Below are 25966 nucleotides of genomic sequence, written 5' to 3'. Positions count from 1 at the left end.
CGGTCAGGCGCTGGGCTCGAACCGCGGCCGCAGCGTGAAGCCCGACACCCCCTCCGTGCTCGTGCGCGAGGCCAGCACCTGGTGCAGCTGGATCTCGTTGCGTTCGAAGGCCAGCCGCGACCCCGCGAGGTAGAGGCCCCAGACCCGAGCGGTGCCGAGACCGGCGATCTCGACGCAGTCCTCCCAGCTCTTGGCGAGGTTGGCGTTCCACGCCGCGCACGTGCGGGCGTAGTGCTCGCGGAGGTTCTCGTGGTGGCGCACCTCGAAGCCCTCGTCCTCCATGACCCGCACGATGTCGCCGCTGCCGGTCAGTTCGCCGTCGGGGAAGACGTAGCGGTTGATGAAGCCGCGGGGCGGCAGTCCCGGGTGCTGGTTGTCGGGGCGGGTGATGCAGTGGTTGAGCAGGCGGCCCTCGTCCCGCAGCCGCTCGCGCAGGAAGCGGAAGTAGGCGGGGTAGTTGCCGACCCCGATGTGCTCGGTCAGCCCGATCGAGCTGATCGCGTCGAAGCCGCGCTCGGAGACGTCCCGGTAGTCGCCGTGCCGGACCTCGGCCCGATCGGCCAGGCCCTCGGCCTCGATCGCGGCCTGCGCCCACGTCGCCTGCTCGCGCGAGAGCGTCACCCCGAGCGCCGTGACGCCGTAGTGCCGCACCGCGTGGCGCACCATGCCGCCCCAGCCGCACCCGACGTCGAGCAGGCGCATGCCCGGCCGCAGGCCGAGCTTCCGGGCGACGAGGTCGTACTTGTACGCCTGGGCGTCCTCGAGCGAGGCCTCGTCGGTGGGGAAGCACGCGCAGGTGTAGGTCATCGAGGGGCCGAGGACCTTCTCATAGAAGGCGTTCGACACGTCGTAGTGGTGGCTGATGGCTTCGGCGTCGCGTGTCCGGGCGTGCCGCAACCCGTGTGCCAGCCGACGCAGCTGCCCCGGCGTCTCCTCCGGCGGCAGGGTCGGGGCGTGCGGCCGGTGGTGGGCGACGAAGCGCGCCAGCTCCGTCGCCTCGTGCCGCGAGGGGCGGCGCGGGGTGAGCCCGTCGCCGACGACGCGCAGCACGTCGTAGGGGTCGGCCTCGTCGATCCCGTCGATGACGAGGTCACCGAGCAGGTACGCGCGGGCGAGGCCGAGCTCGCCGGGCGCGGTCAGGAGGTGGTTGAGCGCGTCGGGGTTGGTCAGGCGCAGCACGAGCCCGTCGGGGCTGCCGCCCTCCGAGCCGTCCCACGCGACGACCCGCACCGGGGCCCCGGGGCCGAACACCTGGTCGAATGCCTGTCCCACTGTCAAGGTCATCGAGCCTGCACCGCCTTCTCGTAGAGCGTCGGGAACCGTCCCCCCGGGTCGTACCTGCGCTTGACGGGGGCGTATGCCGTGCCGCCGTAGAGGGCGGCGAAGGTCCCCTCGTCGTAGTACGCGTCGGAGTAGAGCGACTTGTGGCCGCCGAGCCGGGTCACCTCGGCCTCGATGCGGCGGTTGACGTCGCCGTCGGCCGCGCCCGGCTCGATGGCGACCGTCGACCAGAAGCCGACGTTGACGTAGCGCTCGTCCCGGCGCATCGGGTAGAGCGGCCACGGCGTCTCGTCGGGGGCCGTGCCCGGAGCAGGGCGCAGCTGGATCGGGCACAGCCAGACCGGTTCGATCGGCACCTCGCGCAGGAACCAGTCGACGAACTCGGCCGTGCGCGCGAGCGGGATCTCGACGTCCTGCACGACGCGCTCGCGGTCGGGCAGTCCGCGCAGCCGGTCGAGCCGGCCCATGACGCGGTGCCGGTTCTCGAAGGCGACGATCCGCCAGTAGACGTCGCTGCGCAGCAGGTGCCGCGGCCAGAGCCGGCGGATCGCCGGGACCTGGGCGCCGAAGGCCCGGCTGCACCAGAACCAGTCGGTGTCCCAGCGCCAGAGGTAGTCGTGGGCGGTCAGCACGTCGGTGCGCCGCTGCTGGATCGAGCGGTAGAAGACGTGCTCGCCCGTGTAGTCGCTCGGCCGGGCCTGGCCCTCGAGGTGGTCGGTCCAGCGTCCGAGGCAGAGGTAGGCCTCGGTGGCGCCGAAGACGACGCCGTCGACGAAGTCGACCCGGTCGCCGTCCCACGTCTGGGACGACAGCACGACGTCGACCGCGTCGGTGAGTGCGCGCACCGAGTCGAACCGCACGTGCCGCAGGGCGACGTACGGCCGGGCGGGCTCGAGCTCGATGACGAGGTCGAGCGCGTAGCCGAGCGAGCCGTAGGAGTTGGGGAAGGTGTGGAAGAGGTCGGCGTGGTCGCCGTCGGGCGTCGCCGTCACGACCGCGCCGTCCCCGGTGAGGATCCGCATCGCGTGCACCGACTCGTGCGGCAGGCCGTTGCGGAACGACGCCGCCTCGATGCCGAGACCCGTGACGGCCCCGCCGATCGTGATGGTGCGCAGCTGCGGCACGACGAGTGGCACGAAGCCGTGTGGCAGGAGCTCGTCGACGAGCTGCTCGTACGTCGTCAGACCCCCGACGAGCGCGGTCGCCGGACCGCCGTCGACGCCGGGGCGGACCTCGACGACGCCGGTCATGGCCGAGAGGTCCAGCCCGGGGGAGTCGGTGGCGCTGCGGTCGCGGAAGAGGTTGGACGTGCGCTTCGCGAGCCGGACGGGCCGGTCGGGCGGCAGGGCGGCATACGCCCTCCCCACCTGTTCGAGTGCACGCTCGTGCTCGCGGACCCGCTGGAGGGGGTCGTGCCGATCCGCAGGAGACGTGACCTGAGGGGTTGCCACCATGTCAGTCAAACAGATCCGGATCGGGTGCGCTCGGGATGCGCGACTACTCGCGAGCGAGCATCGCGGCGCCGAGCCCGACCATCATGACCCCGCCGGTGGCGCCGAGCGTGTCGAGCCGGGCGGGCTTGCGGGCGAACCACTCCCGGGCCCGCACGGCGAGCAGCGCCCACATGCTGTCGCTGCAGATGGCCATGAGACCGAAGACCCCGCCGAGCACGGCCATCTGGACGCCCACGTGGCCCGCGCCGGTGTTGACGAACTGCGGGAGGAAGGCGACGAAGAAGAGGATCGTCTTCGGGTTGGTGAGGCCGACGACGGCACCGATGCGCAGCGCGTGTCCGCGCTTCGCCGACACGTGCGCCTCCATGGCCTCCCGGGCGTCGTGGCGGTGGCGGATGGCCTGGACGCCGAGGTAGATGACGTAGGCGGCGCCCGCGACCTTGATGACGGTGTACGCGGTGATGCTCGCGGCGACGACCGCGCCGAGGCCGACGGCGACGAAGACGGCCTGCGCCGTGACGCCGACGGCGTTGCCGACGACCGAGAGCAGCGCCTCGCGCCGCCCGACGGTCAGGGCGCGACCGATGGTGAAGAGCAGGCTGGGGCCCGGGACCTGGATGAAGAGGATCGACGCGACGAGGAACGCGACCCACTGGCTCGATGACGGCACCGGACCAGTGTGCTCCCGGCGGCCGACAAAGGGCAGGCGGTTTTCGAGGCTCGGACACTAGCGTCGGGGGGATGACGACACCTGCTCGGACCGAGCGCACCGACCCGCCCCTCGCGGCCGACGAGGCCACCACCCTCGTGGCCTTCCTCGACTACCACCGCGACACCCTCCGTCTGAAGACCGAGGGCCTCACGGCCGAGCAGCTCGCCCAGCCCCTCGCGCCGTCGACCCTGACGCTCGGGGCCCTGCTCAAGCACGTCGCGCTCAACGAGGCGAGCTGGTTCGGCGAGGTGCTGCACGGACGTCCGATGCCCGAGCCGTGGGCGAGCGCGGACTGGGACGCCGACCGCGACTGGGAGATGACGTCGGCGCGCGACGACAGCCCCGAGGAGCTGCGCCGGATCATGGACGAGTCGGTCGAGCAGGCCCGGCGCGACATCGACGCGGCGCTCGCCGCGGGTGGGCTCGAGTTCCGCTCGGCGACGCTGTCGCGCAAGGAGAACCAGACGTTCAGCCTCCGCTGGATCCTGCTGCACATGATCGAGGAGTACGCCCGCCACAACGGCCACGCGGACTTCCTCCGCGAGGCGGTCGACGGCGTCACCGGGGAGTGACGGCCCGCCGGAGGCAGAAGCGACGGAGCGGCTCCGCCGGCATGACCTCGGCGAGGTCGCGGTAGCGCTGCGCCGCGTGCTCGCGTCGCCCCGTGCGCCACTCGAGGTCGGCGAGGGCGAGGCTCGCGTCGCGGCTGGCGTAGGCCGGTGAGCCGGCCTCGATCGCGGCCAGCTCGGCCTCCACCTCGGCGACGGACCCACCGGGGTCGGCGGCGAGGATGCCCTGGGCCGTGGCGACGAGTCGAGCGACCCGGACGGAAGGGGAGGGCCACCGGTGCTCGAGCGCGCCGTAGAGCTGGACGATGCGCCTCCAGTCGGTGCGCTCGAACGACGGCGCGCTCGAGTGCAGTCCGGCGATCGCCGCCTCGATGGCGAAGCGACCGTCTCCTGCCGCGGCGACCGTCGCGTCGGCGAGCCCGGCCCGGAGCAGGGCGCCGTCCCACCGGCTGCGGTCGACCTCGTCGAGCGCGAGCCCTGTCCCGGTGTCGTCGACGCGGCCGGGCCGACGGGCCAGGCCGAGCCGGATGACGGCTCGCAGCCCGCGCACCTCGGTGTCGTCGGGGTAGGCCGCGACGAGGGCGTCGGCGATGGACAGCGCCTGGCGCCCGGTGTCGGCCAAGGCATCGGCAGGGTCGAGGACCGTCCGGTGCGCGACCGTGAACATGCCTGAGACGCAGGCGATGACGACAGGGAGCCGCCGACCGCGCTCGGTGGCGTCCGGCACGTGGAAGGTGCCCCGGGCTTCGGCGAGGGCCCGCTTGGCGCGCGTGAGCCGGGCTGCGGCCGCGGTGTCCTGGACGCCGAGGTGGCCCGCGATCTCCGGGATCGTCAGGCCGCACACGACGCGCAGGGCCAGGACCATGCGGGACGCGGGCGAGATGGCCTCGTCGCACGCGACGAAGAGCAGGGCGAGGCGGTCGTCGAGCCCCTCGCGTCCGTGCAGGGACAGGTCGTCGGCATCCATGGCGGCGTGGTCCGCCTCGGGACGGGCGAGCTCGGGGGCGAGCCGGCGCAGCGTCGTCCGCCGTCGGGCGTCGTCGAGCCAGGCGCGCCGGGCCACCGAGGTGCACCACGCGGCATACGACTCGATCGGCGCCCCGCCGGCGCGCTCGTGCGCGGCGGCTCGTGCGACGGCCTCGGCGGCATACTCCTCGGCGTCGTCGAGGCTCCCGGTGAAGGAGGCGAGGGCGCGCACGATGCGCGGCCACGCCTCCTCGAACTCACCCGTCCCGAGCGGCACTCACATCCCCGTCGGGAAGACCTTGCGCCACTCGATCCGACTGGTGGTCGGCACGAGGGCGGCGATCCGGCGGGCCGTGTCCTCGTCGTCGGTCTCGACGAGGTAGAAGCCCGTGATGACCTCCGAGGTGTCCGTGAAGGGCCCGTCGGTGTAGACCGCGTCCTCGACGGCGCGGTTTCCGGAGCCGGGAGTCACCGTGCCGCCGTAGCGGGAGTTCTGCAGGGCGGCGCCACCCATGATGCGGGCCCCGAGGTCGGCGACGGCCTGCTGGAAGGCCTTGTGCTCGGGGAACGACGCGTCCATGTCGGACGCCGCAGCGGCGCTGGGGTCCTTGCCGGCGGGGCCGGCGTCGGTCGTGGGCTCGCCGCCGAGGTAGGCGTCGGAGTCCCAGTCGCCCTCGTGGATCAGGTAGACGTATGTGTCGGCCATGGCCGGCTCCTTCTCGAACAGGCGCGCAGCCGTGAGATCTGCGCGGGTGGCGACTCTCGCCACATCATCCTGACGAACTCGCCGGATGGGAATCGACACGCGGTCCCGAGAATCTCGGGCCGGTTCGGTCAGCTCCCCCCGAGACGCTCGAGGCGGCCCTCGAGCGAGGCCCGGCGGTGGGCGTTGCCCTCGAGGTCGAGGTAGCGCGTGCCGAAGGTCGCGAGCAGCGCGTCGTCGAGTCGGCGCACCGCGCCGGGCGGGTACTTGTAGCCCATCCGCTCGATGAGGGCGGTGCCGTCGACGGGCGCGATGACCTCGGCAAGGGCGTCGACCGACGTGATGCCGAGCTCGAGCAGCAGGCCCGACACCCACGTGTAGTGGTCGGTGCGCGACCAGCCGGCGTCGGCGTACTTCGCGGCGAGGAACTTCGCGAGGTCCTGCGTGCTGATGCGGGAGTCCTGCGCGACCGCGTCGGGCGGACTCGCCGGCAGGGCCATCTGGAGCCGGTCGCGGATGGCCGAGAACTCGCGGTCGGCGAGCTCGATGAGCCCGGCGGCCAGGGTGAAGCGGCGGTCGAGGTCGTGCGCGTGCTCCTCGGGGACGGTGCCCTTGTAGCGGATGTCGTGCTCGAACTCGGCCCACGCGTGCTGGAGCACCGTCCGGATCTGCACGGACGCGCTGCGTCGGCGGAGCGCCTCGTAGGCCGTCGGGACGGTGCGGCTCGCGTCGACGGCCACGAGCAGGTGCCGGCTCGCGTAGCCGAAGCGTCCCGATCGTGCGGTCTCGAGGCCCATGTCGCGGTCGTCGAGGACGGCGAGCTCCTCGGCCAGCAGCTCGGCCACGGCGGCGACGTCGTCGTGGACGTAGGTGATGACGCGCACGCCGATCTGGTCGGTGATGTCGGCGAGCGGGTCGGGGAAGAGCAGCTCGCCGTCACGGCGTCGCTCGGCCTTGGCGGCGAAGGACGCCACGGACTTCGTGCGGCCGCTCACGCTGAGGTAGTTGATGCCCGCCTCGTCGAGGAGGCCGGTGACCATCTCGACGAAGAGCGCCGTCGCGGCCTCGACCTCGGGGCGGACCGCGGCGTACGCCTGCGCCACCTCGCTGGTCTCTGGGGGCTCGACGGGCTCGGTGGGCGGGGTGCTCGCCCCGTCGGTCGCGCCTGCTCCATCGCTGTCGGACATGCCGCCATCCTGCCGTGCTCGCAGGACCGGCGGCGACCGGTAGTCGTGGAACCACCAGAGGTCCTCGCGCTCCGAGGCGCCCCACCCGTGCCGCACACCCCACCACGTCGGCGCCTGCGTCCACACGGCCCCATGTGCCGGGAACGCGCGCCTGGCCGCGTCGACGAGCCCGACCGCGCCGTCGTCCTCCCAGTCGTGGCATCGCGGCCTCACGTCGTCACTCTGCGGACACGGGAACAGGTGAGTCAGGCCGACGCCGAAGCCGAGTGCGCGGTAGAGCGAGATCGCGGACTCGAGCGTGATGCTGTGGTGGCCGCTCTCGAGCCGGGAGATGCGGCTGTGCGGGACGTCGAGCCGCTCCGCGAGGGCGCGCTGGCTCAGCAGGTAGGTCCGGCGCACGTGCCGCAGCGCGTTGCCGAACGCATCGGGGCCGTGGCCGAGGGGGACGGTCATCGGTCCACGGTCCCCGCTCCGCACCCGCGCCGTCGGCGCTGAGCTCGGCACTGTGGACGAGCGGTCGCCCGGCCCGGAGGGTGTGGACGACCGCCACGGGGCCACCGGGCCGCAGTGCCGTCACGGACGCTGTGCCTTGGGTTGCCCGGTGACTCAGCCGCCGGCGGGGATCTCGCGCGCGCTGTGCGTTGGGTTGCCCGGTGACTCAACCGCCCGGCGCGGCCGTCTGAGTCACGTGATGACCCAATGCACAGGGGGCACCCACGGTGGCCGTGGAAGCGTCGACTCGGACCGGGCGGGGGAATGGCGTGGACGGGCGGGGCGGGCAGGTGCGAGCGTGTCGCCCATGCACCTCGAGACCGCCCGCCTCACCATCCGTCCCTGGTCGCACGACGAGGCCGAGCGGCTGCTCGACATCCAGAGCCGCATCGAGGTCGTGAAGTGGCTCGGCGACGGCGAGCCGGTCCTCATGAAGGACCTCGACGAGGCGCACGCCCGCATCGACCGCTACCTCGAGCGCAGCGAGGCGCCGCCGCTCGGCTTCTGGGCCGTCGAGGTCCGTGAGACCGAGGTCGTCGCCGGTTCCGTCATCCTGCTGACCCTGCCGGACGCCGACGACGGCGAGGTCGAGGTGGGCTGGCACCTGCACCCCGACTCGTGGGGCCACGGCTACGCGACGGAGGCGGCGACTGCGGTGATCCAACACGGTTTCGACGGCGGCTTGCCCGAGGTCTATGCCCTGACCCACACGACGAACGAGCCCTCGCAGGCCGTGTGCCGCCGCCTCGGCCTCGACGACCTCGGGATCATGGAGAAGTGGTACGCGGACGAGTCGCGCGTCTACCGCACCACCCCGGAGCGCTGGGCCAACCGCGCCTGAGTATGCCGTCCGGCCGGTTCAGCCGCCGACGTGCACCTGCGGACGACGGTCGGCGTCGGGCTCGGCCCGCCGGATGATCTCGTGCGTCAGGGGCGGGATGTCGCCCTCGCCGGCGAGCAGGAAGCGCAGCACGTTCTGCCCCGGCGCCTTCTCGCTCCACTCGAAGTAGATGTGGGGCGGCTTGCTGACGCGGTCGCGGACGTCGAGCAGGACCGCAGCGAGGACGTTGGGCACCGACGGGCCGGTCGCGCGCAGGATGTAGTGGCCGCCGACGACGGCGGACCCGACGTGCACGGTGGTCGCGAAGTCGCTCGCGTCGCTGATCTCCACCTCGAGGAAGATCGCGCCCTGCCGGGCGTTGAGGTGGTTGTGCATGCGGACGTCGAGGGACTTCGCGCGGTACTCGTCGCGGTCCCCGGCGTTGATCTTGTTGGCGATGAAACGCAGCGGCTGGGGGCCGAGCGCGGCGTCGTCGAGGATCGCCCGCGCGCTGTCGTCGTAGACGACCCGCTGCACGCGCAGCTCGGTCGAGCGCACGATGCGCGACCAGACGCTGATGACGACGATGAGGGCGATGAAGATCAGGGCGATGACGAGACCCTCGGGGCGCTGCTCGATCGTGATCGTGATCGTGTAGACGAAGATCGCGCTGACGACGGCGAAGAAGGCGGCTGCCGCGCGGTGGCCGCGCCGCAGCTCGGTGAGGAACACGGCGATCGCGGCTGACGTCATGAGCGCGAGCACGCCGGTGGCATACGCCCCCGCCTGCTCGTCGACGTTGGCCCCGAAGGCCAGCGTCACGACGGCGGCGATGAACGACAGGACGAGCACGAGCGGCCGCGTCGAGCGGGCCCAGTCCGGCGCCATGCCGTAGCGCGGCAGGTAGCGCGGGACGATGTTGAGCAGGCCCGCCATGGCTGAGGCGCCGGCGAACCACAGGATGCCGATCGTCGAGATGTCGTAGATCGTGCCGAAGCCCTCGCCGAGCAGGTCGTGGGCCAGGTAGGCGAGGGCGCGGCCGTTGGCAGGCCCTCCCGGCTGGAACGCCTCGGCCGGGATGAGCAGGGTCGTGACGAGCGAGGAGCCGATGAGCAGGACGCTCATGATGAGCGCGGCTGTCGTCAGCAGCTTGCGCGCGTTGCGGATGCGGCCCTCCGGCTTCTCCGGCGTGTCGGTCGGGTCGCCCTTGACGAGGGGCATGACGACGACGCCCGTCTCGAAGCCGGAGAGCCCGAGCGCCAGGGCCGGGAAGACGAGCAGGGACGCGCCGATGATCCCGAACGGGGCCGAGTGGGCCGAGGTCATCGCCGTGATCCAGTCGCTGAACGCCGTCGGGTGGTCGCCGATCTCGACGACGCCGCGCACGAGCACGACGAAGCTGAGGCCGAGGTAGGCCACGACGAGGACGACGGCGATCCCGATGGCCTCCTTGAAGCCCTTGAGGAAGATGCCGGCGAGGAAGACGAGCAGCGTCAGCGTCACACCGACCTGGTGGCCGGTCAGGGTGCTCTTGAGGTACGGGTTCTCGATGAGGTGGGCGCTCGCGTCCGCCGCCGACAGGGTGATCGTGATGATGAAGCCGGTCGCGACGAAGCCGATGAGGCACAGCACGAGGATCTTGCTCGGCCAGTAGGACAGCAGCCGCTCGAGCATCGAGAGACTGCCGTCGCCGTGCGGGCTCTCGGCCGCGACGCGGCGGTACATCGGGAGGGCACCGAAGAGCGTGATGAGCACGAGGACGAGCGTCGCGACGGGCGACAGCGCGCCGGCCGCGAGGGCCGCGATGCCGGGCTGGTAGCCCAGCGTCGAGAAGTAGTCGACACCCGTCAGGCACATGACGCGCCACCACGGCTGCACGTGCTGCTGCTCGGTCGCCTCGCGCTCGCGCTCGTAGTAGCCGCCCGGGTCGGCCTCCTCGGCGTCGAGGAACCACCGCATCAGGGGTGTGCGCTCCGCGCGCTGTGTGATCACGGCGGCGAAGTCTAGGGGTCGGCGCTGGGAGCGCCCTACCGGCGGCGCGACCGGGACTGGTAGGAGAGGGAGAGGACGACGAGCCCGAGGGCCCACAACGCATGGACGCCGTTGACGACGAGCAGGACGACGACGGACACGTGCGCGACGAGCGCGGTCCACCAGCCGCGGGTGCCGCGGGGCAGCAGGCGCAGGGCGGAGGCCGTGCCGAGCACGTAGACGAGCGTGAAGCAGCCCGTCGCGAGCAGCATGAGCGGGGTGAGGCCGAGGTCGAGCGCGACCGCGAGGACGAGCGAGAGCATCGAGCCGGCCGTGACGAGGGCGATGCTGCGGCGTGGGACCTGTCCGGCCTCGCCGCCCCGCGCCACCCATCGCGGCAGCGCCCCGTCGCGGGCCAGCGCCGCGCCCAGCCGCGAGCCGCCGGCGTAGTAGGCGTTCATCGCCCCGACCGTCAGCAGCACCGCCACGACGGCGGTCACGACGCGGGCCTGCTCGCCGAGGGCGATGGCCATGAGGTCCGAGAGCGGCGCCTGGCTGTGGCCCGTCGCCGGTCCCAGCACGAGGACGCTCGTCGTCGCGAGCCCGAGGTAGAGCACCCCGACGACCGCGACGGCGATCCCCGTCGCGCGCGGCACGTCGCGGCGCGGGTCGCGGTAGTCCCCGGCGAGCGAGGCGACGGCCTCCCACCCCGCGAAGCCCCAGACGAGCACGGCAGCCGCGGTGGCGACGGCGGCCCACCCGTTCGGGGCGAAGGGGGTCAGCGACGCCGTGCTCCCGTGCGGCAGGGCGACGGCCATCGTCGCGGTCATGAGCAGGGCGAGCACGGTCGCCAGGCCGAGCTGCACGCGGCCCGAGAAGCGCAGGCCGGCGAGGTTCATCAGTCCGGTGCCGAGGATGAGGGCCGCCGCGACGACGACGGTCGTCGTGCGTCCGCCGCCCACGACGTCGGCGACGTAGCCGCCGGCCATCATCGAGGCGGGTGGGGCCCCGACGGGCACGGCGAAGTAGAAGCACCAGCCGACCGCGCCCGCCGCGCGGTCCCCGAAGGCCCGACGGACGTACGTCGACACGCCACCGCCGTCCGGGTGCCGGGCGCCCAGTGCGGCGAACGTGCTCGCGAGCGGCACCGAGAGGAGCACGAGCGCCGCCCACGCGAGCAGCGAGGCGGGGCCGGCGACCTCGGCGGCGAGGGCGGGCAGCGTGATGACGCCGGTGCCGAGCACGGCGCCCACCGACAGGGCAGCCCCCTGTGCGACGGTGAGCGTGCCCCCGGTCGTGGAGTGGCCGGGGGTCGAGGTGGCCCCGGGGATGCGTGCGGTCGTCGCCATGGCTCCAGACTCCCGCCCAAGTGGACCGGTCAGAAGCGCCACTTCTTGCCAGACTGTTTGGGCCAATCCAGACTGGTGGCATGGACCTGCACCTCAGCCTCACCGGGTCGGGCGACCTCACCGCCCAGATCTACGCCCAGCTGCGCGCCGCGGTCCTCGACGGCCGCCTCAGCGGGGGCGACCGGGTGCCGGCCTCCCGTGACCTCGCGGCGAGCCTCAGCGTCTCGCGGGGCACGGTGACGGCGGCCTACGACCGGCTCCTCGCCGAGGAGCTGCTCGAGAGCCGTCGCGGGGCCGGGACCTTCGTCGCGACCGGGTGCGTGCCGCCCGCTCGGATGACCGGGCGACGGGCCCGGGCGGGAGCCGTCACCGCCACGTCGCTCTGGGCGACCGAGCCGGACGTGCGGCCTGCGTCCGGTCCGCGGGGCGCGCTCCACGACTTCTCCGTCGGGGTGCCCGACGACTCGCTCTTCCCCCTCGCGACGTGGCGACGTCTCGTCAGCGGCACGCTGCGCCGGGGCCGCCTGTCCGCCGGCACCTACGACGACCCCGGCGCAAACCGTGGCGGGAGCCGTCTCGAGGCCGAGATCGCGAGGTATGCCGGCGTGTCCCGGTCGGTCGTCGCGTCCGGTGCCGACGTGGTGACCACTGCGGGGGCGCAGCAGGCGCTCGACCTCGTCGCGCGGGTGCTCGTCGAGCCCGGCGACGTCGTGGCCGTCGAGGACCCGGGCTACAGCGCCGCGGCCCGCCTCTTCGCGACCCACCGCGCCGTCGTCCGAGGCGTCCCGGTCGACGGTGAGGGGATCGTCGTCGACGCCCTTCCGGACGCGGCCCGACTCGTCTACGTCACGCCGTCGCACCAGCACCCGACCGGGGTCGCGATGTCACGTGCCCGGCGGATCGCCCTGCTGGAGTGGGCCGTCCGGCACGGAGCGGTCATCGTCGAGGACGACTACGACAGCGAGTTCCGCTTCGCCGACCGGCCCCTCGAGCCGCTGCAGAGCCTCGACCGCGACGGGCGGGTCGTCTACGTCGGGTCGTTCTCCAAGTCGCTGCTCCCGGGGCTCCGCGTCGGCTACGCGATCGCCCCGGCGACGCTGACGCCCGCCCTGCGCGAGGCCAAGCGCGTCACCGTCTGGGACGGCGACGTCGTGACCCAGGGGGCGCTCGCGGACTTCCTCGCCGAGGGGCACCACGCTGCCCACGTCAAGCGCGCGACGAAGGTCTACCGCGCCCGGCGGGAGGCGCTGCTCGAGGTGCTCACGAGCCCCGACGGCCTCGGCGACTGGCTCGAGGTCGTCCCGTCGGCGGCGGGCCTGCACCTGTGCGCCCTGCTGCGCGACCCGGACCTCGACGACGTGGCGATCGCCGAGGCCGCCCTGGCCGTGGGGGTGTTCGTCGAGCCGCTGTCGGTGCGGCACCTCGAGCAGCCGGCCCGCCACGGGTTCGCCTTCGGGGTCGGCGGCATACCCCTGACGGGCATCGGCCCGGCGCTCACCGCGCTGCGTGGTGTCCTCAGCTCGAGCCGGCCGGGACGCCCCGTCGGCGGATGATCGCGAACTGCGTCGCGAGCGGGATGATCCCGAGGATCAGGACCATCGGCACGGCGAAGCCGAGGCGCAGGTTGTCCGAGCCGACGGCTCCGGTCAGCACGGCACCGAGCAGCGCTCCGACGTAGTTGAACTGGTTGAAGCGGGCGACGACCTGGTCGGTCTTGTCGATGCGCTCGCCGGCGGAGTCGGCGTCGCCGGCGGCAATGGCACCCGCCGCCGAGAAGCTGAGGGGCGCGATGGTCGCGACGGCGCCGCCGAGGATCGTGAAGCCGACGACGGCGACCACCCACGTCGGCGCGAAGACGATGACGGCGAGCGCCAGGGCGGCGACGACGCCGCTGATCCGGAGCAGCCACACGGCGCCGTGGCGGTCGACGAGACGGTCGCCGACGGTGCGGGCCAGGAGCGTCGCGACGAGGTAGGGGAGCGTGGCGAGCGCGGTGAGCCCCGTCGGGGCGTCGAGCGTGCCGTCGAGGTAGACCGGTCCCCACGTCGTCGCGGCCGTGTCGACCATGTAGAAGAGGACCATCGCGACGCCGAGGAGGGCGATCCGCCGCCACGGCACGTCGACGGTGGCGTCGGTCTCGGCGAGGCGGTCGCGACGGACGTACGGCGCGGCCAGCGCCGCGACGGGGAAGACGAGCAGCGGGAGCAGGGCCGGGCCGAGGTCGACGCCCGACGTCGCCAGCGTGACGAGCGTGCCGAGGATGCCGCCGGCGGTCCAGAAGGCGTGGAAGGAGGGCAGGATCGGTCGGCGGTAGAGGTGCTCGACGGTGACGGCCTGCATGTTCGACGACGCGTCGACGAGGCCGAGCGCGAGCCCGTAGGTCGCGAGCCCGACGACGAAGACCCCGAAGGCCGGTGCGACGAGCAGCACCGCGAAGCCGGCCGTGGCCACGACGAGCCCCACGCGGACGACCATGGCGCTCGACGAGCGTGCGGCGACGAGCTCGGCGACGACCGAGCCGACGCCCGCGAGGAGCACGACCATGAGGAGCAGGCCGCTGACGGCGAGCTCGTCGAGCGACCACTTCTCCTGGACCTGCGGCAGGCGCGTGGTGAGCGAGATGAAGAGCAGGCCCTGGACGAAGAAGGCGGTGCCGGCGGCGAGGCGTGCCCGCAGCAGGGAGGAGGACTCGGCCCGAAGTGTCACGGTGGGTCACACTGTCGGTCGCCAGACCCGCCGTCAAGACTCATGCCGTGGTTCCTCGAGTCAGCAGCAGGCGTCGCCTCGCCAGTTCGAGCGACCCTCGCGGACCGCCACGGCCGCGATGACGAGCGCCGCGACGGGGTCGAGCCACCACCAGCCGAGGAGGGCGTTGGCGAGGAGGCCGACGAGGAGCACGCCCGAGAGGTAGGTGCAGAGCAGCGTCTGGGTGCCGTCGGCGACGACCGCTCCGGACCCGAGCTCGCGGCCCGTGCGTCGCTGCCACCGCGAGAGCAGCGGCATGACCGCGAGCGACAGGGCGGCGAGCGCGATGCCGACGACCGAGGTGTCGGGCTGCTCGCGGGCCACGACGGCGCGCACCGACTCGACGGTGACGTAGGCGGCCAGGGCGAAGAAGGAGGCGGCGATGAGGCGGCGGGCCAGGTGCTCGCGCTCCTCCGGCACGGGGTGTCCGAACTGCCAGAGGATGACGAGCCCGCTCATCACCTCGACCGTCGAGTCGAGCCCGAAGCCGACGAGCGCGGTCGAGTCGGCCACGCGCCCGGAGGTGATGGCGACGACCGCCTCGGCGACGTTGTAGGCGACCGAGGCCGCGGCCAGCAGCCGGGCCCGGCGCACGAGCGCGGCCCGCCGTGACGGCGGCAGGAGCGAGAAGACGGGCCGGGACGGGGTGCTCACCAGTCGGCCCCTCGGCACTCGGACCGGTCGGTCGTCTCGACCTGGAGCGTCGCGTGGGCGACGTGGAAGCGGTCGCGCAGCATGGCGCTGGCGGCCTCGAGCACCTCGGGCGCCGCATCGGCACGGGTCGTCACGAGGTGCGCGGTCGCGACGTCCATGCCGGAGGTCAGCGTCCAGACGTGGAGGTCGTGGACCTCGGTGACGCCCGGCACCTCGCCGAGCGCGGCCAGCAGGTCGGTGGGCTCGAGGCCCGTCGGGGCGTGCTGGCCGAGCACGGCCACGACCTCGCGGCCGAGCCCGACGGCACGCACCGCCACGAAGACGGCGATGGCGAGCGCGACGGCGGTGTCCCACCACGCGCTCCCGGTCGCCCCGACGAGGATCGCAGCCGCGATGACGCCGACCGAGCCGACGGTGTCGGCGACGACCTCGAGGTAGGCGCCCCGGACGTTGAGGCTCTCCCCGGCGCCCCCGTGCAGCAGGAGGAGGGCGACGACGTTGACGAGGAGGCCGATCGCACCGACGACGAGCATGGTGCCCGAGGCGATCTCGGGGCTCGAGCCGATGCGCCCGAGCGCCTCGACGGCGATGTAGACGGAGACCCCGAGCATGAGCAGCACGGCGAGCCCCGACGCGAACACCTCGGCACGGTAGGAGCCGAAGGTGCGTCGACCGGTCGTGTCGGCGCGCGTCGCGATGCGCGTGGCGACGAGCGCGGCGCCAAGGGTCACGACGTCGGCGGCCATGTGGCCGGCGTCGGAGAGGAGGGCGAGGGAGCCGGACGCGAGACCGGCCGCGAGCTCGACGCAGAAGAAGGCCGCGACGAGGCCGAAGGCGACGGCGAGTCGCCACCGGTGGCGCCCCCCGGCGTGGACCGCGGCGGCGCCCTGGGCCGGCCCGTGACCGTGCCCGTGGCTCACCGGTGGCGCTCGCCGTCGTGGAGGGCGTGCTCGCGCGTCACGTCGAGGAGCAGGCGGACGTGGGCGTCGGAGAGCCGGTAGTAGATGTTGCGACCCTCGCGCCGACCGGTGACGACGGCCGAGGCGCGGAGCAGCCGGAGGGCCTGCGAGACCGTGGTCTCGGCGGTGCCGGTCGCGGCCGCGAGGTCGCAGACGCAGAGCTCGCCGGCCTCGAGGAGGGCGTAGAGCATCCGGGCCCGGGTCGGGTCGCCGAGCAGCTTGAAGACGCTCGTGACGCGCGCGAGCTCCTCGACGCCCGGGGCGTTGTCGGTGGCCAGGGCGACCTTCTCGGGGTGCACGCACGGGGCGGCGCAGCCGTCGAGTCCGGTGACGGTGCTCATGGTCGTCCCTCTCATCTGAATGGATGATCAGATGTCACTGTCGTGGCATCTGCCCTCCGGCGTCAACCTGGCGGCAGACTGTCCGACATGTTGAGACTGACGGTCACCGTCCCGAGCGAGCTGACCGAGCAGGTCACCGCCGTGCTCGCCGACTCGAGCGCCGTGAGCACGCTGTCCGTCCTGCGCGGCGCGGCGGTGCGCCCGGTGGGCGACGTCGTGCACGCCGACGTCGCCCGGGAGGGGGCCAACGTCCTCGTCGACCGGCTCCGGGACCTCGGGGTCCACGAGGGAGGGACCCTCCAGATCGAGCCGGTCACGACGTGGGTCTCGCGCGCCGGCTTCGAGGCCGACGAGGAGACGCCCGGGAGCAGCGCCGACGCCGTCGTCTGGGCCCAGGTCGCCCAGCGTTCCTACGACGACAGCGAGCTGAACTGGACCTTCCTGTCCTTCATGTCGCTCGCCACCCTCATCGCCGGCATCGCGATCGTCCTCGACTCGCAGATCCTCGTCATCGGGGCGATGGTGCTCGGTCCCGAGTTCGGGGCGATCGCAGCCCTCGGCGTCGCGCTCGTGCGGCGACGCCCGCTCCTGCTCGCGGTCGCGGCCCGCGCGCTCGTCGTCGGCTTCGTCGTGGCCATCGCCGTCACGTGCCTCGCCGGTCTCGCCGGCCGGGCCCTCGGGTGGATCACCCTCGACGACATCTCCGGCGACCGACCGGCCACCGACTTCATCTACTCGCCCGACAAGTGGTCGTTCATCGTCGCGGTCCTCGCGGCTGCGGCCGGCGTGCTGTCGCTGACGTCGGCCAAGCTCGGTGGCCTCAGTGGCGTGTTCATCTCGGTGACGACGATCCCGGCCGCCGGCAACGTCGCGCTCGGGCTCGCCTTCGGGGCGTGGGGCGAGGTGCGCGGCAGCGGCCTCCAGCTCGTCGTCAACATCGTCGGGATGGCGCTCGCCGGCTGGCTCACCCTCGCGCTCCAGAAAGCCGTGTGGTCGCGGGTGCCGGCACCGCGGTCGCACTCGAGGCTGAGCCGCCGGATCCATGCGGAGCCGCGACCGCCCCGCTAGCGTCGAGCCCGTGATGACGCCGTGATGACGCCGCCCGCGGACTTCTCGACCGACCTGCTCGCCGCGGCCCTGCGCGAGATGTGGGTCCTCGAAGTCCGTGAGATCACCTATGTGCCAGTCGGTTTCGGCAGCCACCACTGGCGGGTCGACGCGCACGAGGACGGCCGCTGGTTCGTGACGCTCGACGACTACTCCGGCGCCCGGGCCGACGTCGAGCGCGGCGCCGCCCTCAGCTCGGCGTTCCGGACCGCCCGGGCCCTCGCCGACTCCGGGCTGGACTTCGTCGTCGCTCCCGTCCCGGCGCGCGACGGGGCGGTCCCCTTCGAGCTCGGCCGGCACCGGTGGGTGTCGATGACCCCGTGGCTCGATGCGCCGCGCCTGCCGTCGCCGTCCGAGCAGACGACGGCCGACCGGCACGCCGTGACCGACGTGCTCGCGCGGCTGCACGCGGCCACTCCTCGTGCCGTCGGCGTCGCCGGCACCGACGACCTGACGCTGCCCGGTCGAGCGCCCCTCGACCGGGCTCTCGCGGCCGACCTGCCTCCGGGCGCCGGCCCCTACGGAGCCCGCGCCCGGGACGCCCTGGCCGAGCACGCGGAGGCGGTGCGGCGGGCCCTCGTCGTCTGGGACGAGCGGGCCGTCCGGGACCACGCCGAGCGCGACTCCTGGGTCATCACCCACGGAGAGCCACACTGGCGCAACGTCCTCTCCGACGCCGACGGTCTCCACGTCGTCGACTGGGACACCGCCCTGCTCGCGCCCGCGGCCCGCGACCTCTGGCACGTCGCGGGCGCCGAGGGCGTCCTCGCCGACGCGGTGCTCGCCGACTACGCCGCGCTGACCGGTCGGACCGTCACGACCGACGACCTCCGCGCTCAGGCGCTGCGGTGGGACCTCACCGAGGTCGCGCTCTATGCCGCCTGGTTCGGTCGGCCCCACGCGGACGACGCCGACGGGGAGATCGCCTGGGGCGGCTTCACGGAGTCGTTGTCGTCGGTCGGGGCGCGGGCGTCGGCAGGGTGAAGGTCGTCGCCAGCGCACCGTTGACGAGCGAGAGCAGGATGCCGGTCTCCTGACGGATGACGGCGTATCGGCTCTGGGCCACCGGCGAGCCCGCCGTCGCCTCGTCGGACGCGGCCCGGGCGAAGAGTCCGAGCGACGCCAGTCGGCCGTAGTAGCTGGGTGCGTCCAGCCCCGGCGGCGGTCCGTTCGCGCCGAGCCGCTCGAGGTGCTGGGCCATGAGGTCGAGCTGGAGCGCGGCGGCGTTGCCGGACAGCGACATCCGGTCGAGCAGCCGCACGTCGACGACGAGGTTCGAGTAGTCAGCCAGCGCAGCGGGCCGGTTGAAGACGGTGCTCGTCGTCAGGCTCGGTCGCGGGAGCGCCGTGACGGTGACCGTCGGGGTGGCCACCACCGTCGCCGTCGTCACGACCGTCGTCGTCGCGGTCACGGTCCTGGTGTCGATCTCCGTCACCGTCACCGTCTCGGTCGGCACCGGCGTGCCCGTGGAGCCGGCCACCTGGCTGAGGTCGATCTCGGGCTTGCCGGACGAGCACCCGGCGAGGGCGAGGGCAGCCGACAGCGCCAGGGCTGCGGCGACCTTGGCTCGGCGCACGACCGGCTCCTGTGCTCGACGTGGACAGTGGGTCGATTGTCATCGTTGGGCCGCCGCCGTGGGACCGAATGCGCGAATCGTCCGTCAGGTGCGCGCCGCCGCGAGCTGCGGGCGCGTGAGGAAGAGCGCGCCGTCGAGCCGTGCCCCGCGCAGGTCGGCGTCGCGCAGGTCCGCACCGAGCAGGTCGGCCCACCGCAGGTCGGCGTCGCGCAGGTCCGCCGCGATGAGCAGCGCGCCCCGGAGGTCGGCCGTGCGCAGGTCACGGCCGCGGAGGTCGGCGGCGACGAGGTCGGCCCCGGCCCGCATCCGCCGGGGAGGAGGGCGTATGCCGTCACGCCGCCTCCGCCGTGCGCGTGCCGTCGCGCTGGCGGCCCGCAGCAGGCCACCGACCCGGGACCGCACGGCGACGAGGTCCACCGCGAGCAGCTCGTCCGGAGAGGCGGCCGTCGAGGTCCTGACCTCCTCGGCGGACGCGGCGAGGCCGGTCCGCGTCGCCTCGTCCGGCTCGAGCGCGAGGGCGTCACCGAGGTGGGCGAGCATCTCGTGCAGCTGTCGCATGACGGGCAGGACGGCATACATCGTCGGGGCGGTCTCGGGGGCCTCGCGCCACGAGACGCCGCCGAAGGTCACCTGCGAGACCTGCTGGCCTGCGCCGAAGCAGTCGAACGTCACGCACCCGCGCCACCCGCCCTCCAGGAGCCGGTCGTGGATGCCGCACCGGTGGTCGGCGAGGAGGTTGCGGCAGGGCTCACCGCCGGCCTTGTCGACGGGGAAGTCGGCCGACCGGGCGAAGGGGAGGGCGACGCAGCACAGGCCGAAGCACCGCGAGCAGTCGGCCTCGAGCGCCGGCGCCCGGTGGGAAGGGGTGCTCACGGCAGCTCGTCGCTGACCATCGTCGTGCGGTCCGTCCCGCCGCCCTCGGCCGGGGTCTCGTAGCGCACCGGCATCCCGGGAAACCCCGGCGCGAACCAGAAGGTCGCGACGCCGCCGGCGTCGTCGTCGACGGCGTAGCGCAGCGCGTCGACGGTGCCGAGCGGGAGCTCCACCGTGTCGGGCGTGACCGTCACCGCGGACACGGGGAAGGACGCGTGGCCCTGGAGCTGGAGCCACGTCGTGCGCCCCTCCTCGATCTCCCCGTCGCGCCGGCCGTCGGTCCCGATCCGCCAGCGCTGCACGGTCGCTCCGTCCTCGTCCGGGGCGACGAACCGGTTGACGCGCTGCCACGACGGTCCCTCGGCGGGCTCCACGAGGAGGGTGATCGTGCGTCCGTCGGGACGCCCCGCGCGGATCTCGTCGGCGGTGAACGGCGTCGGCGCGGTACCCGGTTCGAGCACGTGGGGATCGCTCATCCCGCCAGTATCACGGGCCGTCGGGCACCCCGTCACCGTCGAGGTCGACGACGAGCTTGCCGAGCGTGCCGTTCGCGAAGTCGGCCAGGGCGGAGGGCGTGTCCGTGAGCGAGTAGGCGCGCTGGATCGTCACCGACGTCAGGCCGTCGACCTGGTTCGCGGCGAGCCGGCCGAGCAGCTCCGGCGTCGGGTTCGCGGCGATGGGGACGAAGACGTCGGGCACCTCGGGGAAGCCCTCCGTCGAGAAGACGAGGGTCGACACGAGGGTGCCGCCCTGACGGAGCGTGGGCACGAGGGCGGACGCGTCCCCGGCGAGGTGGATGACGACGTCGACGCCCTCGGGGTGCGTGGCCCGCAGACCCGCCGTGACGTCCTCGCGGTAGTCGATGACCTCGCTCGCCCCGAGCCGCCGGACGACCTGCTGCTCCGCCTCCGTGGACCCCGTCGCGATGACGTGGGCGCCGGCCTGCGAGGCGAGCTGGACGACCTGGTTGCCGACGCCGCCCGTCGCGCCGGCGACGAGGATCGTGCGGCCCGGCGCCGGGTGGGCCGCCTCGATGCACGCGAGGGCCGCGGCGCCGGCGAGCCCCAGCGCCGCTCCGTGGACGAAGTCGACGCCGTCGGGCAGGGGCGCGACGCCGACCGCCGTCGGCACCGTGACGTACTCGGCGAACGAGCCGTCGCCGAGGAAGTCCTTCGTCACGACGCCGAAGACCCGGTCGCCGGTGGCGTAGCCCTCGACACCGGGACCGACCGCGTCGACGGTGCCGGCGAAGTCCTTGCCGAGGACGAGCGGGAAGCGGTGCTCGAAGTAGCCCGTGAAGAAGCCGTGGACCTCACCGAGGTCGAAGCCGTTGACCGCGGCCGCCCGCACCCGCACCCTCACCTCACCCTCGCCGGGATCGGGAACGTCGATCTCCTCGACGGTCGGGGTGGCGTGGAACTCGTGGAGGACGATGGCGCGCATGGCGGGTCTCCTGGCGGACGCGACGGCAGTGGAGGGTGCGGCCTCGGCCGGGCATCCCCCGCCGTGCTCGAGTCGAGCCACCTCGATGCTACGCCGGGCGCGAACCCGTGTTCGCGGATCGGTGAAACGCGCCGTCAGAGCAGCGAGCTGGGGTCGTCCGGGATGTCGGCGGCATACGACTGGAGCAGCTGGAGCGGCACGATCTCGAGCGCGCGCTCGTGCGTGGCGGCGAGGAAGACCGGCGCGGCGGCCCCGTCCTGGTGGGCCTCGAGCCAGCGGCTCGCGACGACGCACCACCGGTCGCCCGGCGTCAGCCCGGGGAAGCGCCACTCAGGACGGGGGGTCACGAGGTCGTTGCCGACGCTGCGCTGGTGCTCGAGGAACTCGGTCGTGACGACGACGCAGACGGTGTGGCTGCCCCGGTCCTCGGGCCCGGTCGTGCAGTAGCCGTCGCGGTAGAAGCCGGTCACCGGGTCGGTGCCGCAGGCCTCGAGCTCGCCGCCGAGCACGTTCCGTTCCCGCGCTGCCATGACCCAAACCTAGTGGCGCGCTGCTCGCTAGGCTGGCCCCATGCTGGGAGTGAAGGACTACGAGCAGGACTACATCGACGCCTGCCGGTCGCGGGTCGAGACTCAGGTCGTGATGTTCCACGAGGTGGCGCAGGCCGCACGCGACCACGGCGACGCCGACGTCTCCCACCTCGAGGGCGCGCTCGAGTCGCTCGAGTACGAGTACTTCAACAACATGCTCATCGTCCTCGACGGCTACTTCGTCCACCGCCTGCGCGGCGTCGAGGGCGAGGACGGCAACGCGCTCAACGAGGTGCGGGTGCTCGTGCGCTCGCTCATGGAGAACGGCGGCACCGTGATGGCCGATCCGCAGATCCGGCTCGACCCGGCGCGCAGCGTCCTCGGCCTGGAGGTCGGTGCCCCCATCACGCTGACCCTCCAGAAGTACCGCCGGATCTCCGACGCCTTCCTCCGCGAGATCGAGAACAAGTTCTCGCGCGACGACTGACCGGGACCCACCGCCCTCCCGTCCGACATGCCCGCAGATCGAAGGAGATCCGCCGTGCCCCGCGCTCCGATGTCCGCCGAGGTGCGACGTGACGCCGTGGGTGTCCCGCACCTGCGCGCCGGCGACGTGATGGAGCTGGCCCGCCTGCAGGGGCGCATCACCGCCCTCGACCGCGCGTGGCAGATCGAGCACCACCGCTGGCGGATGGAAGGACGGACGGCCGAGTACGTCGGCGCCCACGGGCTGCCCTGGGACCGGTTCGCCCGGCAGGTGCTGCTCGAGCCGACGGTGCGCCGCTGCTTCGAGCGGCTCGACCGCGAGACGCGGACGTGGCTGACGGCCTACGTGGACGGCGTCAACGAGACCCTCGCCGAGGGGCTCGCGGGCACGCCCGAGGTCGCGCTGCTCGGGCTCCAGTCGTATGCCGCCGCGCCGCGTCCGTGGGAGCCGTGGACGCCGCTCGGCATCTTCTGGGGCATCCACCTGCTCTTCGGGACCTTCCCGGCCAAGCTCTTCAACGCGCACGTCGCCGACCGCCTCGGCGCCGAGGCCCTCGCCCTGTTCCACGCCGAGGGGGTCGAGCGGGCCGAGGCCTCGGGGAGCAACGCGTGGGTCATCGGCGGGGAGCGCACGGCGAGCGGGCTGCCCCTCGTCGCGGGTGACCCGCACCGCACGATCGAGCTGCCCGGCTGCTACCAGCAGGTCGGCCTGGCCTGCCCCGAGTTCGACGTCGTCGGCTTCACCTTCCCGGGGGTGCCCGGCGTGCAGCACTTCGCCCACACGGGCACCGTCGCGTGGGGCATCACGAACGCCATGGCCGACTACCAGGACCTGACGCTCGAGTCCCTCGCTCACGTCGGCCACGGGCCCGACGGATCGCCGCTGCTCAAGGCGCGCGGCATCGACGGGTGGGAGCCGGTGCGCGCCTCGACCGAGACGCTGAGGGTGCGCGGCGAGGCTGACGTGACCGTGCCCGTCGTCGTCACCTCGCGCGGGCCGGTCGTCACCGGCCTCGAGGCCGAGATCGAGCGGCTCGTCGCCGAGGCCGAGGCGCCGCCGCAGTGGACCGACGAGAGCGTCCAGCCGCGCCGGGCCCACCCGGCCCCCCACAGCCTGCGCACGCCGACCCACGTCGAGGAGGACCTCGGCTTCGGCGCCCTCCTGCCCCTTCTTCGGGCGCGGACGGTCGCCGACGTCGAGGAGGCCCTGTCGCGCTGGGTCGAGCCGGTCAACAGCGCGCTCGTCGCCGACGACACGGGTCGCGTCCGTCACCTCGTCGTCGGTCGCGTGCCCGAGCGCGACGAGATCGGGGCGGTGCTGCCCGTCCCGGCGTGGGACCCCCGGCACGTCTGGCACGGCTACCGGCGGGGGCCCGGCAGCGACGTCGACGACGTCATGGTCAGCGCCAACGACCGGGCCAGCGGCGGCGGGCTCGGGGTGGAGTACGCCACGCCCTTCCGGGCCGGTCGCATCCGCGAGCTCGTCGAGTCGGGGGAGCAGCTGACCGTCGACGACTGCGCGGCGATCCACGTCGACACCCGCAACGGACAGGCCGACCTCATGCGCGAGCTCGTCGCGGCGGCCGAGGTCACGGGGGCCGCCGCCGCCGTGCGGTCCGAGCTGCTCGCCTGGGACGGGCACAGCGACACCGGTAGCCGCGGTGCCGCGCTCTTCGCCGCCTGGCGCACGGCGCTCGTGCGGTGGTTCTCCGAGCACCCGGTCCTCTCCGCGCTGCACGAGCCGAGCGGCCACTCCCGCATCTTCGCCGCGTGGACCGACGTCGTGACGCAGATCGGGGTGGGCTGGCACTCGATGGCGCACCTCGGTCCGGCCCACGGCATCGAGGTGGGCGAGGGCGTACGCGTGGCGCTCGAACACGTCGCGGCGCACCGTGACTCGCTGACGACGTGGGGCGAGCGACACTGGCTCGACCCGGTCCACGCGCTCGACGCGACCGGGCGTGCGCCCCACGTCCCGCGCGACCCCGTCGGTGGCGACAAGGGCTGCGTCCTCGCGGCGGCGAGCGCGCCCGGGGTGACGGACCACTGCTACGGCGGACCGGTGGCGCGCTACGTCTGGGACCTCGCCGACCGCGAGGCGAGCCGCTGGGTCGTGCCCTTCGGCGCGAGCGGAGACGCCCGCGACCCGCACTTCGCCGACCAGACGCCGGCGTGGCTCGCCGGCGCGCTGCATCCGGTTCGGCCGGCGACGGGCACTGGGGGCACTGGCGGCACTGGGTAAAGGAGAACTTTGCCCGTCTTTTACTATTTGCGGTACAAAACGTGACTTTACGACGTACTGTTCTCGCGTAGGCCCCCCGAACGGGCCCCGCGAATCGCAGGAGTAGTGAGTCTGGTGACGACGAGCATGACGCCCACGCACGGCGATCCGTTGCGCCACGGCACGCGGCCGCTCTCCGACGGCGACCACGAGCGCTGGCTCCCCGACCCGTCCTGGCCCGTGCCGCCCCGCGGGTGGCAGCTCTGGGCCGCCGCCGGCTCGACCGCACGTCCGGGACGCGCCGGAACTGTCGACTCCGGACCGATCGATGACGAGTCGAACTCGCACACGAGGCTCCGGATCGACGACACTGTGGACGTGAAGTCCGAAATGCCCTATTTGGCGGTTCTCGAGGATGCCTCGTTCACGCTGCCGACCCGCCCGAGCGCCCTCGTCGACCACGAGCGGGTCGACCTGCTAGCCGACCGTCCGGCGCGACGGGTCCCGGAGGGCGCGGTCGCGGGCTTCGCGGTCCTCGGTGCCCTCGTCCTCTTCAGCTGCCTCGTCGGCGGCCTGACCGGCGGCCTCATCGTCATCGGCGTCTCGACCCTGCTCGCGGCGAGCGCGGCGCTCGTTCGTGGCCACCTCTCGCTGTCGCGGGTCGGTGGCCAGCGTGGCGCCGGGCTGCTCCTCGGAGCGGCCGTCACCGCCCTCATCCTGGGTTCGGTCGCGACGCACGACCGTCGCCCCGGTGTCGAGGTCCTGCCGAGCGCGCCCGTGCCGGTCAGCTCCGACCGCGTCACCGACACCCACGCGGCGGATGCCGCCGTTCCCCGGACGCCGTCCGCGACGTCGGTCGCGTCCACGGCGCCGACCCCGCGTGCCATCCGCTCGACCGAGCCCGCCGCTGCTGCGGCCGGGCCGACGCCTGTGTTGCCCACCGTTCCCTCTGAGCCGGCCGAGTCGGCTGAGTCGGACGAGCCGGTCGTCCCGGTCTCCGACGTCACCCCCGCTGCCACGCCTCGGGCCGACGCGTCGGCCCTGGCGTCGGGCTCGTCGACCGGTGGCGAGGCTCTCACCCTCAAGCCCGACGCGCTGAGCCCGTCGGCGGTCACGCCCGCCGACGGCAAGAGCGTCAAGAGCGACAAGGCCCCGAAGAGCCCGAAGGACCCCAAGACGTCGAAGGCCTCCAAGGACACGACGGCCAAGGACGCCAAGAACACGGGGTCGAAGAACACGGGGTCGAAGAACACGGGGTCGAAGAACACGGGGTCGAAGAACACGGGGTCGAAGAACAACGGCGGCAAGGACAACGGCGCCAAGAACACCAACGGCAAGGCGTCGGACGGCACGGCGAACGCCAACCCGCAGCCCAAGCTCTCCGATGCCGGCATCGGCGGGTCGGGTGCGGCGACGACGTCGGTCACCGGCTTCTCGACGACCCCCGGGACGCGTGCCCACACGGCCACGCTCCGGGGCGTCGCGGCCCTCCCGGTCCGCTGACCGGTCGACGTCGGGACGTGCCCC

General features: G+C 73.3%; 25 protein-coding genes. 8 read left to right on the top strand and 17 right to left on the bottom strand.

Annotated features, from left to right (window positions below):
• Positions 1-3 precede the first annotated feature (3 nt).
• The 3 genes from ASH01_RS17540 to ASH01_RS17530 are packed head-to-tail and all read right to left on the bottom strand — an operon-like array spanning position 4 to position 3405.
• Entirely contained in the window at positions 4-1272 is a 1269-nt protein-coding gene (locus tag ASH01_RS17540; protein ID WP_082619954.1) for an SAM-dependent methyltransferase, read from the bottom strand.
• 8 nt (positions 1273-1280) lie between these two features.
• The gene (locus ASH01_RS17535) at positions 1281-2732 is read right to left on the bottom strand and encodes an FAD-binding oxidoreductase (protein WP_235508797.1); all 1452 of its coding nucleotides are present in this window, start codon (positions 2730-2732) and stop codon (positions 1281-1283) included.
• Positions 2733-2778: 46 nt separating this feature from the next.
• Positions 2779-3405, bottom strand: a complete 627-nt coding sequence (locus ASH01_RS17530; protein WP_056778914.1) for a LysE family translocator — start codon at positions 3403-3405, stop codon at positions 2779-2781.
• A 71-nt stretch (positions 3406-3476) separates the two neighbouring features.
• Between ASH01_RS17530 and ASH01_RS17525 the strand changes: the two genes are divergently transcribed.
• The gene (locus tag ASH01_RS17525) at positions 3477-4019 is read left to right on the top strand and encodes a DinB family protein (RefSeq protein ID WP_056778911.1); all 543 of its coding nucleotides are present in this window, start codon (positions 3477-3479) and stop codon (positions 4017-4019) included.
• Here ASH01_RS17525 and ASH01_RS17520 read toward each other — a convergent pair.
• From ASH01_RS17520 to ASH01_RS23945, 3 genes are all read right to left on the bottom strand, one after another.
• Positions 4006-5259, bottom strand: a complete 1254-nt coding sequence (locus tag ASH01_RS17520) for a DUF6596 domain-containing protein (protein WP_056778908.1) — start codon at positions 5257-5259, stop codon at positions 4006-4008. The genes ASH01_RS17525 and ASH01_RS17520 overlap by 14 nt on opposite strands.
• Complete coding sequence (locus ASH01_RS17515; RefSeq protein WP_056778906.1) at positions 5260-5688, bottom strand: YciI family protein; 429 nt, start codon at positions 5686-5688, stop codon at positions 5260-5262.
• Positions 5689-5816: 128 nt separating this feature from the next.
• Positions 5817-7325, bottom strand: a complete 1509-nt coding sequence (locus ASH01_RS23945; RefSeq protein WP_082619953.1) for a helix-turn-helix domain-containing protein — start codon at positions 7323-7325, stop codon at positions 5817-5819.
• Positions 7326-7671: 346 nt separating this feature from the next.
• Between ASH01_RS23945 and ASH01_RS17505 the strand changes: the two genes are divergently transcribed.
• Positions 7672-8205, top strand: coding sequence for a GNAT family N-acetyltransferase (locus ASH01_RS17505; RefSeq protein WP_056778902.1), 534 nt, complete (start codon positions 7672-7674; stop codon positions 8203-8205).
• A gap of 18 nt (positions 8206-8223) precedes the next feature.
• Here the strand turns inward: ASH01_RS17505 and ASH01_RS17500 are convergent, their stop codons facing one another.
• Both ASH01_RS17500 and ASH01_RS17495 read right to left on the bottom strand, forming a co-directional pair.
• On the bottom strand, positions 8224-10143 hold the full coding sequence (locus ASH01_RS17500; RefSeq protein WP_056778901.1) for an APC family permease: 1920 nt from the start codon (positions 10141-10143) through the stop codon (positions 8224-8226).
• Positions 10144-10211: 68 nt separating this feature from the next.
• Entirely contained in the window at positions 10212-11504 is a 1293-nt protein-coding gene (locus ASH01_RS17495) for an APC family permease (protein ID WP_056778898.1), read from the bottom strand.
• An 80-nt stretch (positions 11505-11584) separates the two neighbouring features.
• On the opposite strand from ASH01_RS17495, the gene pdxR reads away from it, so the two are divergent.
• Entirely contained in the window at positions 11585-13057 is a 1473-nt protein-coding gene (gene pdxR, locus ASH01_RS17490) for a MocR-like pyridoxine biosynthesis transcription factor PdxR (protein ID WP_056778894.1), read from the top strand.
• On the opposite strand, the gene ASH01_RS17485 is transcribed toward pdxR, so the two are convergent.
• The 4 genes from ASH01_RS17485 to ASH01_RS17470 are packed head-to-tail and all read right to left on the bottom strand — an operon-like array spanning position 13020 to position 16203.
• Positions 13020-14210: an MFS transporter gene (locus tag ASH01_RS17485; protein WP_056778891.1), complete on the bottom strand. Its 1191-nt coding sequence runs from the start codon at positions 14208-14210 to the stop codon at positions 13020-13022. The genes pdxR and ASH01_RS17485 overlap by 38 nt on opposite strands.
• Before the next feature lie 60 nt (positions 14211-14270).
• Positions 14271-14903 carry a cation transporter gene (locus tag ASH01_RS17480; protein ID WP_056778889.1) on the bottom strand — a complete coding sequence of 211 codons (633 nt, stop codon included), beginning with the start codon at positions 14901-14903 and terminating at the stop codon, positions 14271-14273.
• The gene (locus tag ASH01_RS17475) at positions 14900-15823 is read right to left on the bottom strand and encodes a cation diffusion facilitator family transporter (protein WP_056778886.1); all 924 of its coding nucleotides are present in this window, start codon (positions 15821-15823) and stop codon (positions 14900-14902) included. Before ASH01_RS17475 ends, ASH01_RS17480 begins: the two co-directional genes overlap by 4 nt.
• On the bottom strand, positions 15820-16203 hold the full coding sequence (locus tag ASH01_RS17470; protein ID WP_020141942.1) for an ArsR/SmtB family transcription factor: 384 nt from the start codon (positions 16201-16203) through the stop codon (positions 15820-15822). The genes ASH01_RS17475 and ASH01_RS17470 overlap by 4 nt, the downstream gene beginning before the upstream one ends.
• An 87-nt stretch (positions 16204-16290) precedes the next feature.
• Here ASH01_RS17470 and ASH01_RS17465 point away from each other — a divergent pair, with 87 nt between their 5' ends.
• Positions 16291-17271 carry a DUF389 domain-containing protein gene (locus ASH01_RS17465; protein ID WP_056778884.1) on the top strand — a complete coding sequence of 327 codons (981 nt, stop codon included), beginning with the start codon at positions 16291-16293 and terminating at the stop codon, positions 17269-17271.
• Positions 17272-17295: 24 nt separating this feature from the next.
• Positions 17296-18294, top strand: a complete 999-nt coding sequence (locus ASH01_RS17460) for a phosphotransferase (RefSeq protein ID WP_056778880.1) — start codon at positions 17296-17298, stop codon at positions 18292-18294.
• Here the strand turns inward: ASH01_RS17460 and ASH01_RS17455 are convergent.
• The 5 genes from ASH01_RS17455 to ASH01_RS17435 form a co-directional block, all read right to left on the bottom strand.
• A complete protein-coding gene (locus ASH01_RS17455) occupies positions 18248-18886 on the bottom strand; it encodes a hypothetical protein (protein ID WP_056778876.1) in 639 nt (212 codons plus the stop codon). The two genes, ASH01_RS17460 and ASH01_RS17455, sit on opposite strands and share 47 nt — an antisense overlap.
• An 84-nt stretch (positions 18887-18970) precedes the next feature.
• On the bottom strand, positions 18971-19759 hold the full coding sequence (locus ASH01_RS17450) for a pentapeptide repeat-containing protein (RefSeq protein ID WP_056778873.1): 789 nt from the start codon (positions 19757-19759) through the stop codon (positions 18971-18973).
• On the bottom strand, positions 19756-20235 hold the full coding sequence (locus tag ASH01_RS17445; RefSeq protein WP_056778870.1) for a hypothetical protein: 480 nt from the start codon (positions 20233-20235) through the stop codon (positions 19756-19758). Before ASH01_RS17445 ends, ASH01_RS17450 begins: the two co-directional genes overlap by 4 nt.
• A gap of 10 nt (positions 20236-20245) precedes the next feature.
• A complete protein-coding gene (locus tag ASH01_RS17440) occupies positions 20246-21202 on the bottom strand; it encodes an NADP-dependent oxidoreductase (protein ID WP_056778867.1) in 957 nt (318 codons plus the stop codon).
• A gap of 134 nt (positions 21203-21336) precedes the next feature.
• The gene (locus tag ASH01_RS17435; protein ID WP_056778865.1) at positions 21337-21732 is read right to left on the bottom strand and encodes a DUF2237 family protein; all 396 of its coding nucleotides are present in this window, start codon (positions 21730-21732) and stop codon (positions 21337-21339) included.
• 40 nt (positions 21733-21772) lie between these two features.
• Here ASH01_RS17435 and ASH01_RS17430 point away from each other — a divergent pair, with 40 nt between their 5' ends.
• The 3 genes from ASH01_RS17430 to ASH01_RS17420 all read left to right on the top strand — a co-directional run bounded on the left by ASH01_RS17430 (position 21773) and on the right by ASH01_RS17420 (position 25942).
• Positions 21773-22219 carry a hypothetical protein gene (locus ASH01_RS17430; RefSeq protein WP_156415641.1) on the top strand — a complete coding sequence of 149 codons (447 nt, stop codon included), beginning with the start codon at positions 21773-21775 and terminating at the stop codon, positions 22217-22219.
• A 54-nt stretch (positions 22220-22273) separates the two neighbouring features.
• Complete coding sequence (locus ASH01_RS17425) at positions 22274-24460, top strand: penicillin acylase family protein (protein ID WP_235509652.1); 2187 nt, start codon at positions 22274-22276, stop codon at positions 24458-24460.
• Between the two features lie 114 nt (positions 24461-24574).
• On the top strand, positions 24575-25942 hold the full coding sequence (locus tag ASH01_RS17420; RefSeq protein ID WP_200961816.1) for a hypothetical protein: 1368 nt from the start codon (positions 24575-24577) through the stop codon (positions 25940-25942).
• Positions 25943-25966 lie beyond the last annotated feature (24 nt).

Source organism: Terrabacter sp. Soil811, assembly GCF_001429655.1.
Taxonomy (GTDB): domain Bacteria; phylum Actinomycetota; class Actinomycetes; order Actinomycetales; family Dermatophilaceae; genus Terrabacter.
Note: the sequence above shows the minus strand (reverse complement) of the source record. Positions and strands in the feature narration are given on the sequence as shown.

Excerpts from the sequence above, each read along its gene's own strand:
- ASH01_RS17525 (WP_056778911.1), top strand. The coding sequence starts at position 3,477 with ATGACGACACCTGCTCGGACCGAGCGCACCGACCCGCCCCTCGCGGCC.
- ASH01_RS17515 (WP_056778906.1), bottom strand. The coding sequence starts at position 5,688 with ATGGCCGACACATACGTCTACCTGATCCACGAGGGCGACTGGGACTCC.
- ASH01_RS23945 (WP_082619953.1), bottom strand. The coding sequence starts at position 7,325 with ATGACCGTCCCCCTCGGCCACGGCCCCGATGCGTTCGGCAACGCGCTG.
- ASH01_RS17505 (WP_056778902.1), top strand. The coding sequence starts at position 7,672 with ATGCACCTCGAGACCGCCCGCCTCACCATCCGTCCCTGGTCGCACGAC.
- ASH01_RS17500 (WP_056778901.1), bottom strand. The coding sequence starts at position 10,143 with ATGCGGTGGTTCCTCGACGCCGAGGAGGCCGACCCGGGCGGCTACTAC.
- ASH01_RS17495 (WP_056778898.1), bottom strand. The coding sequence starts at position 11,504 with ATGGCGACGACCGCACGCATCCCCGGGGCCACCTCGACCCCCGGCCAC.
- pdxR (WP_056778894.1), top strand. The coding sequence starts at position 11,585 with ATGGACCTGCACCTCAGCCTCACCGGGTCGGGCGACCTCACCGCCCAG.
- ASH01_RS17470 (WP_020141942.1), bottom strand. The coding sequence starts at position 16,203 with ATGAGCACCGTCACCGGACTCGACGGCTGCGCCGCCCCGTGCGTGCAC.
- ASH01_RS17465 (WP_056778884.1), top strand. The coding sequence starts at position 16,291 with ATGTTGAGACTGACGGTCACCGTCCCGAGCGAGCTGACCGAGCAGGTC.
- ASH01_RS17460 (WP_056778880.1), top strand. The coding sequence starts at position 17,296 with ATGACGCCGCCCGCGGACTTCTCGACCGACCTGCTCGCCGCGGCCCTG.
- ASH01_RS17445 (WP_056778870.1), bottom strand. The coding sequence starts at position 20,235 with ATGAGCGATCCCCACGTGCTCGAACCGGGTACCGCGCCGACGCCGTTC.
- ASH01_RS17440 (WP_056778867.1), bottom strand. The coding sequence starts at position 21,202 with ATGCGCGCCATCGTCCTCCACGAGTTCCACGCCACCCCGACCGTCGAG.
- ASH01_RS17435 (WP_056778865.1), bottom strand. The coding sequence starts at position 21,732 with ATGGCAGCGCGGGAACGGAACGTGCTCGGCGGCGAGCTCGAGGCCTGC.
- ASH01_RS17430 (WP_156415641.1), top strand. The coding sequence starts at position 21,773 with ATGCTGGGAGTGAAGGACTACGAGCAGGACTACATCGACGCCTGCCGG.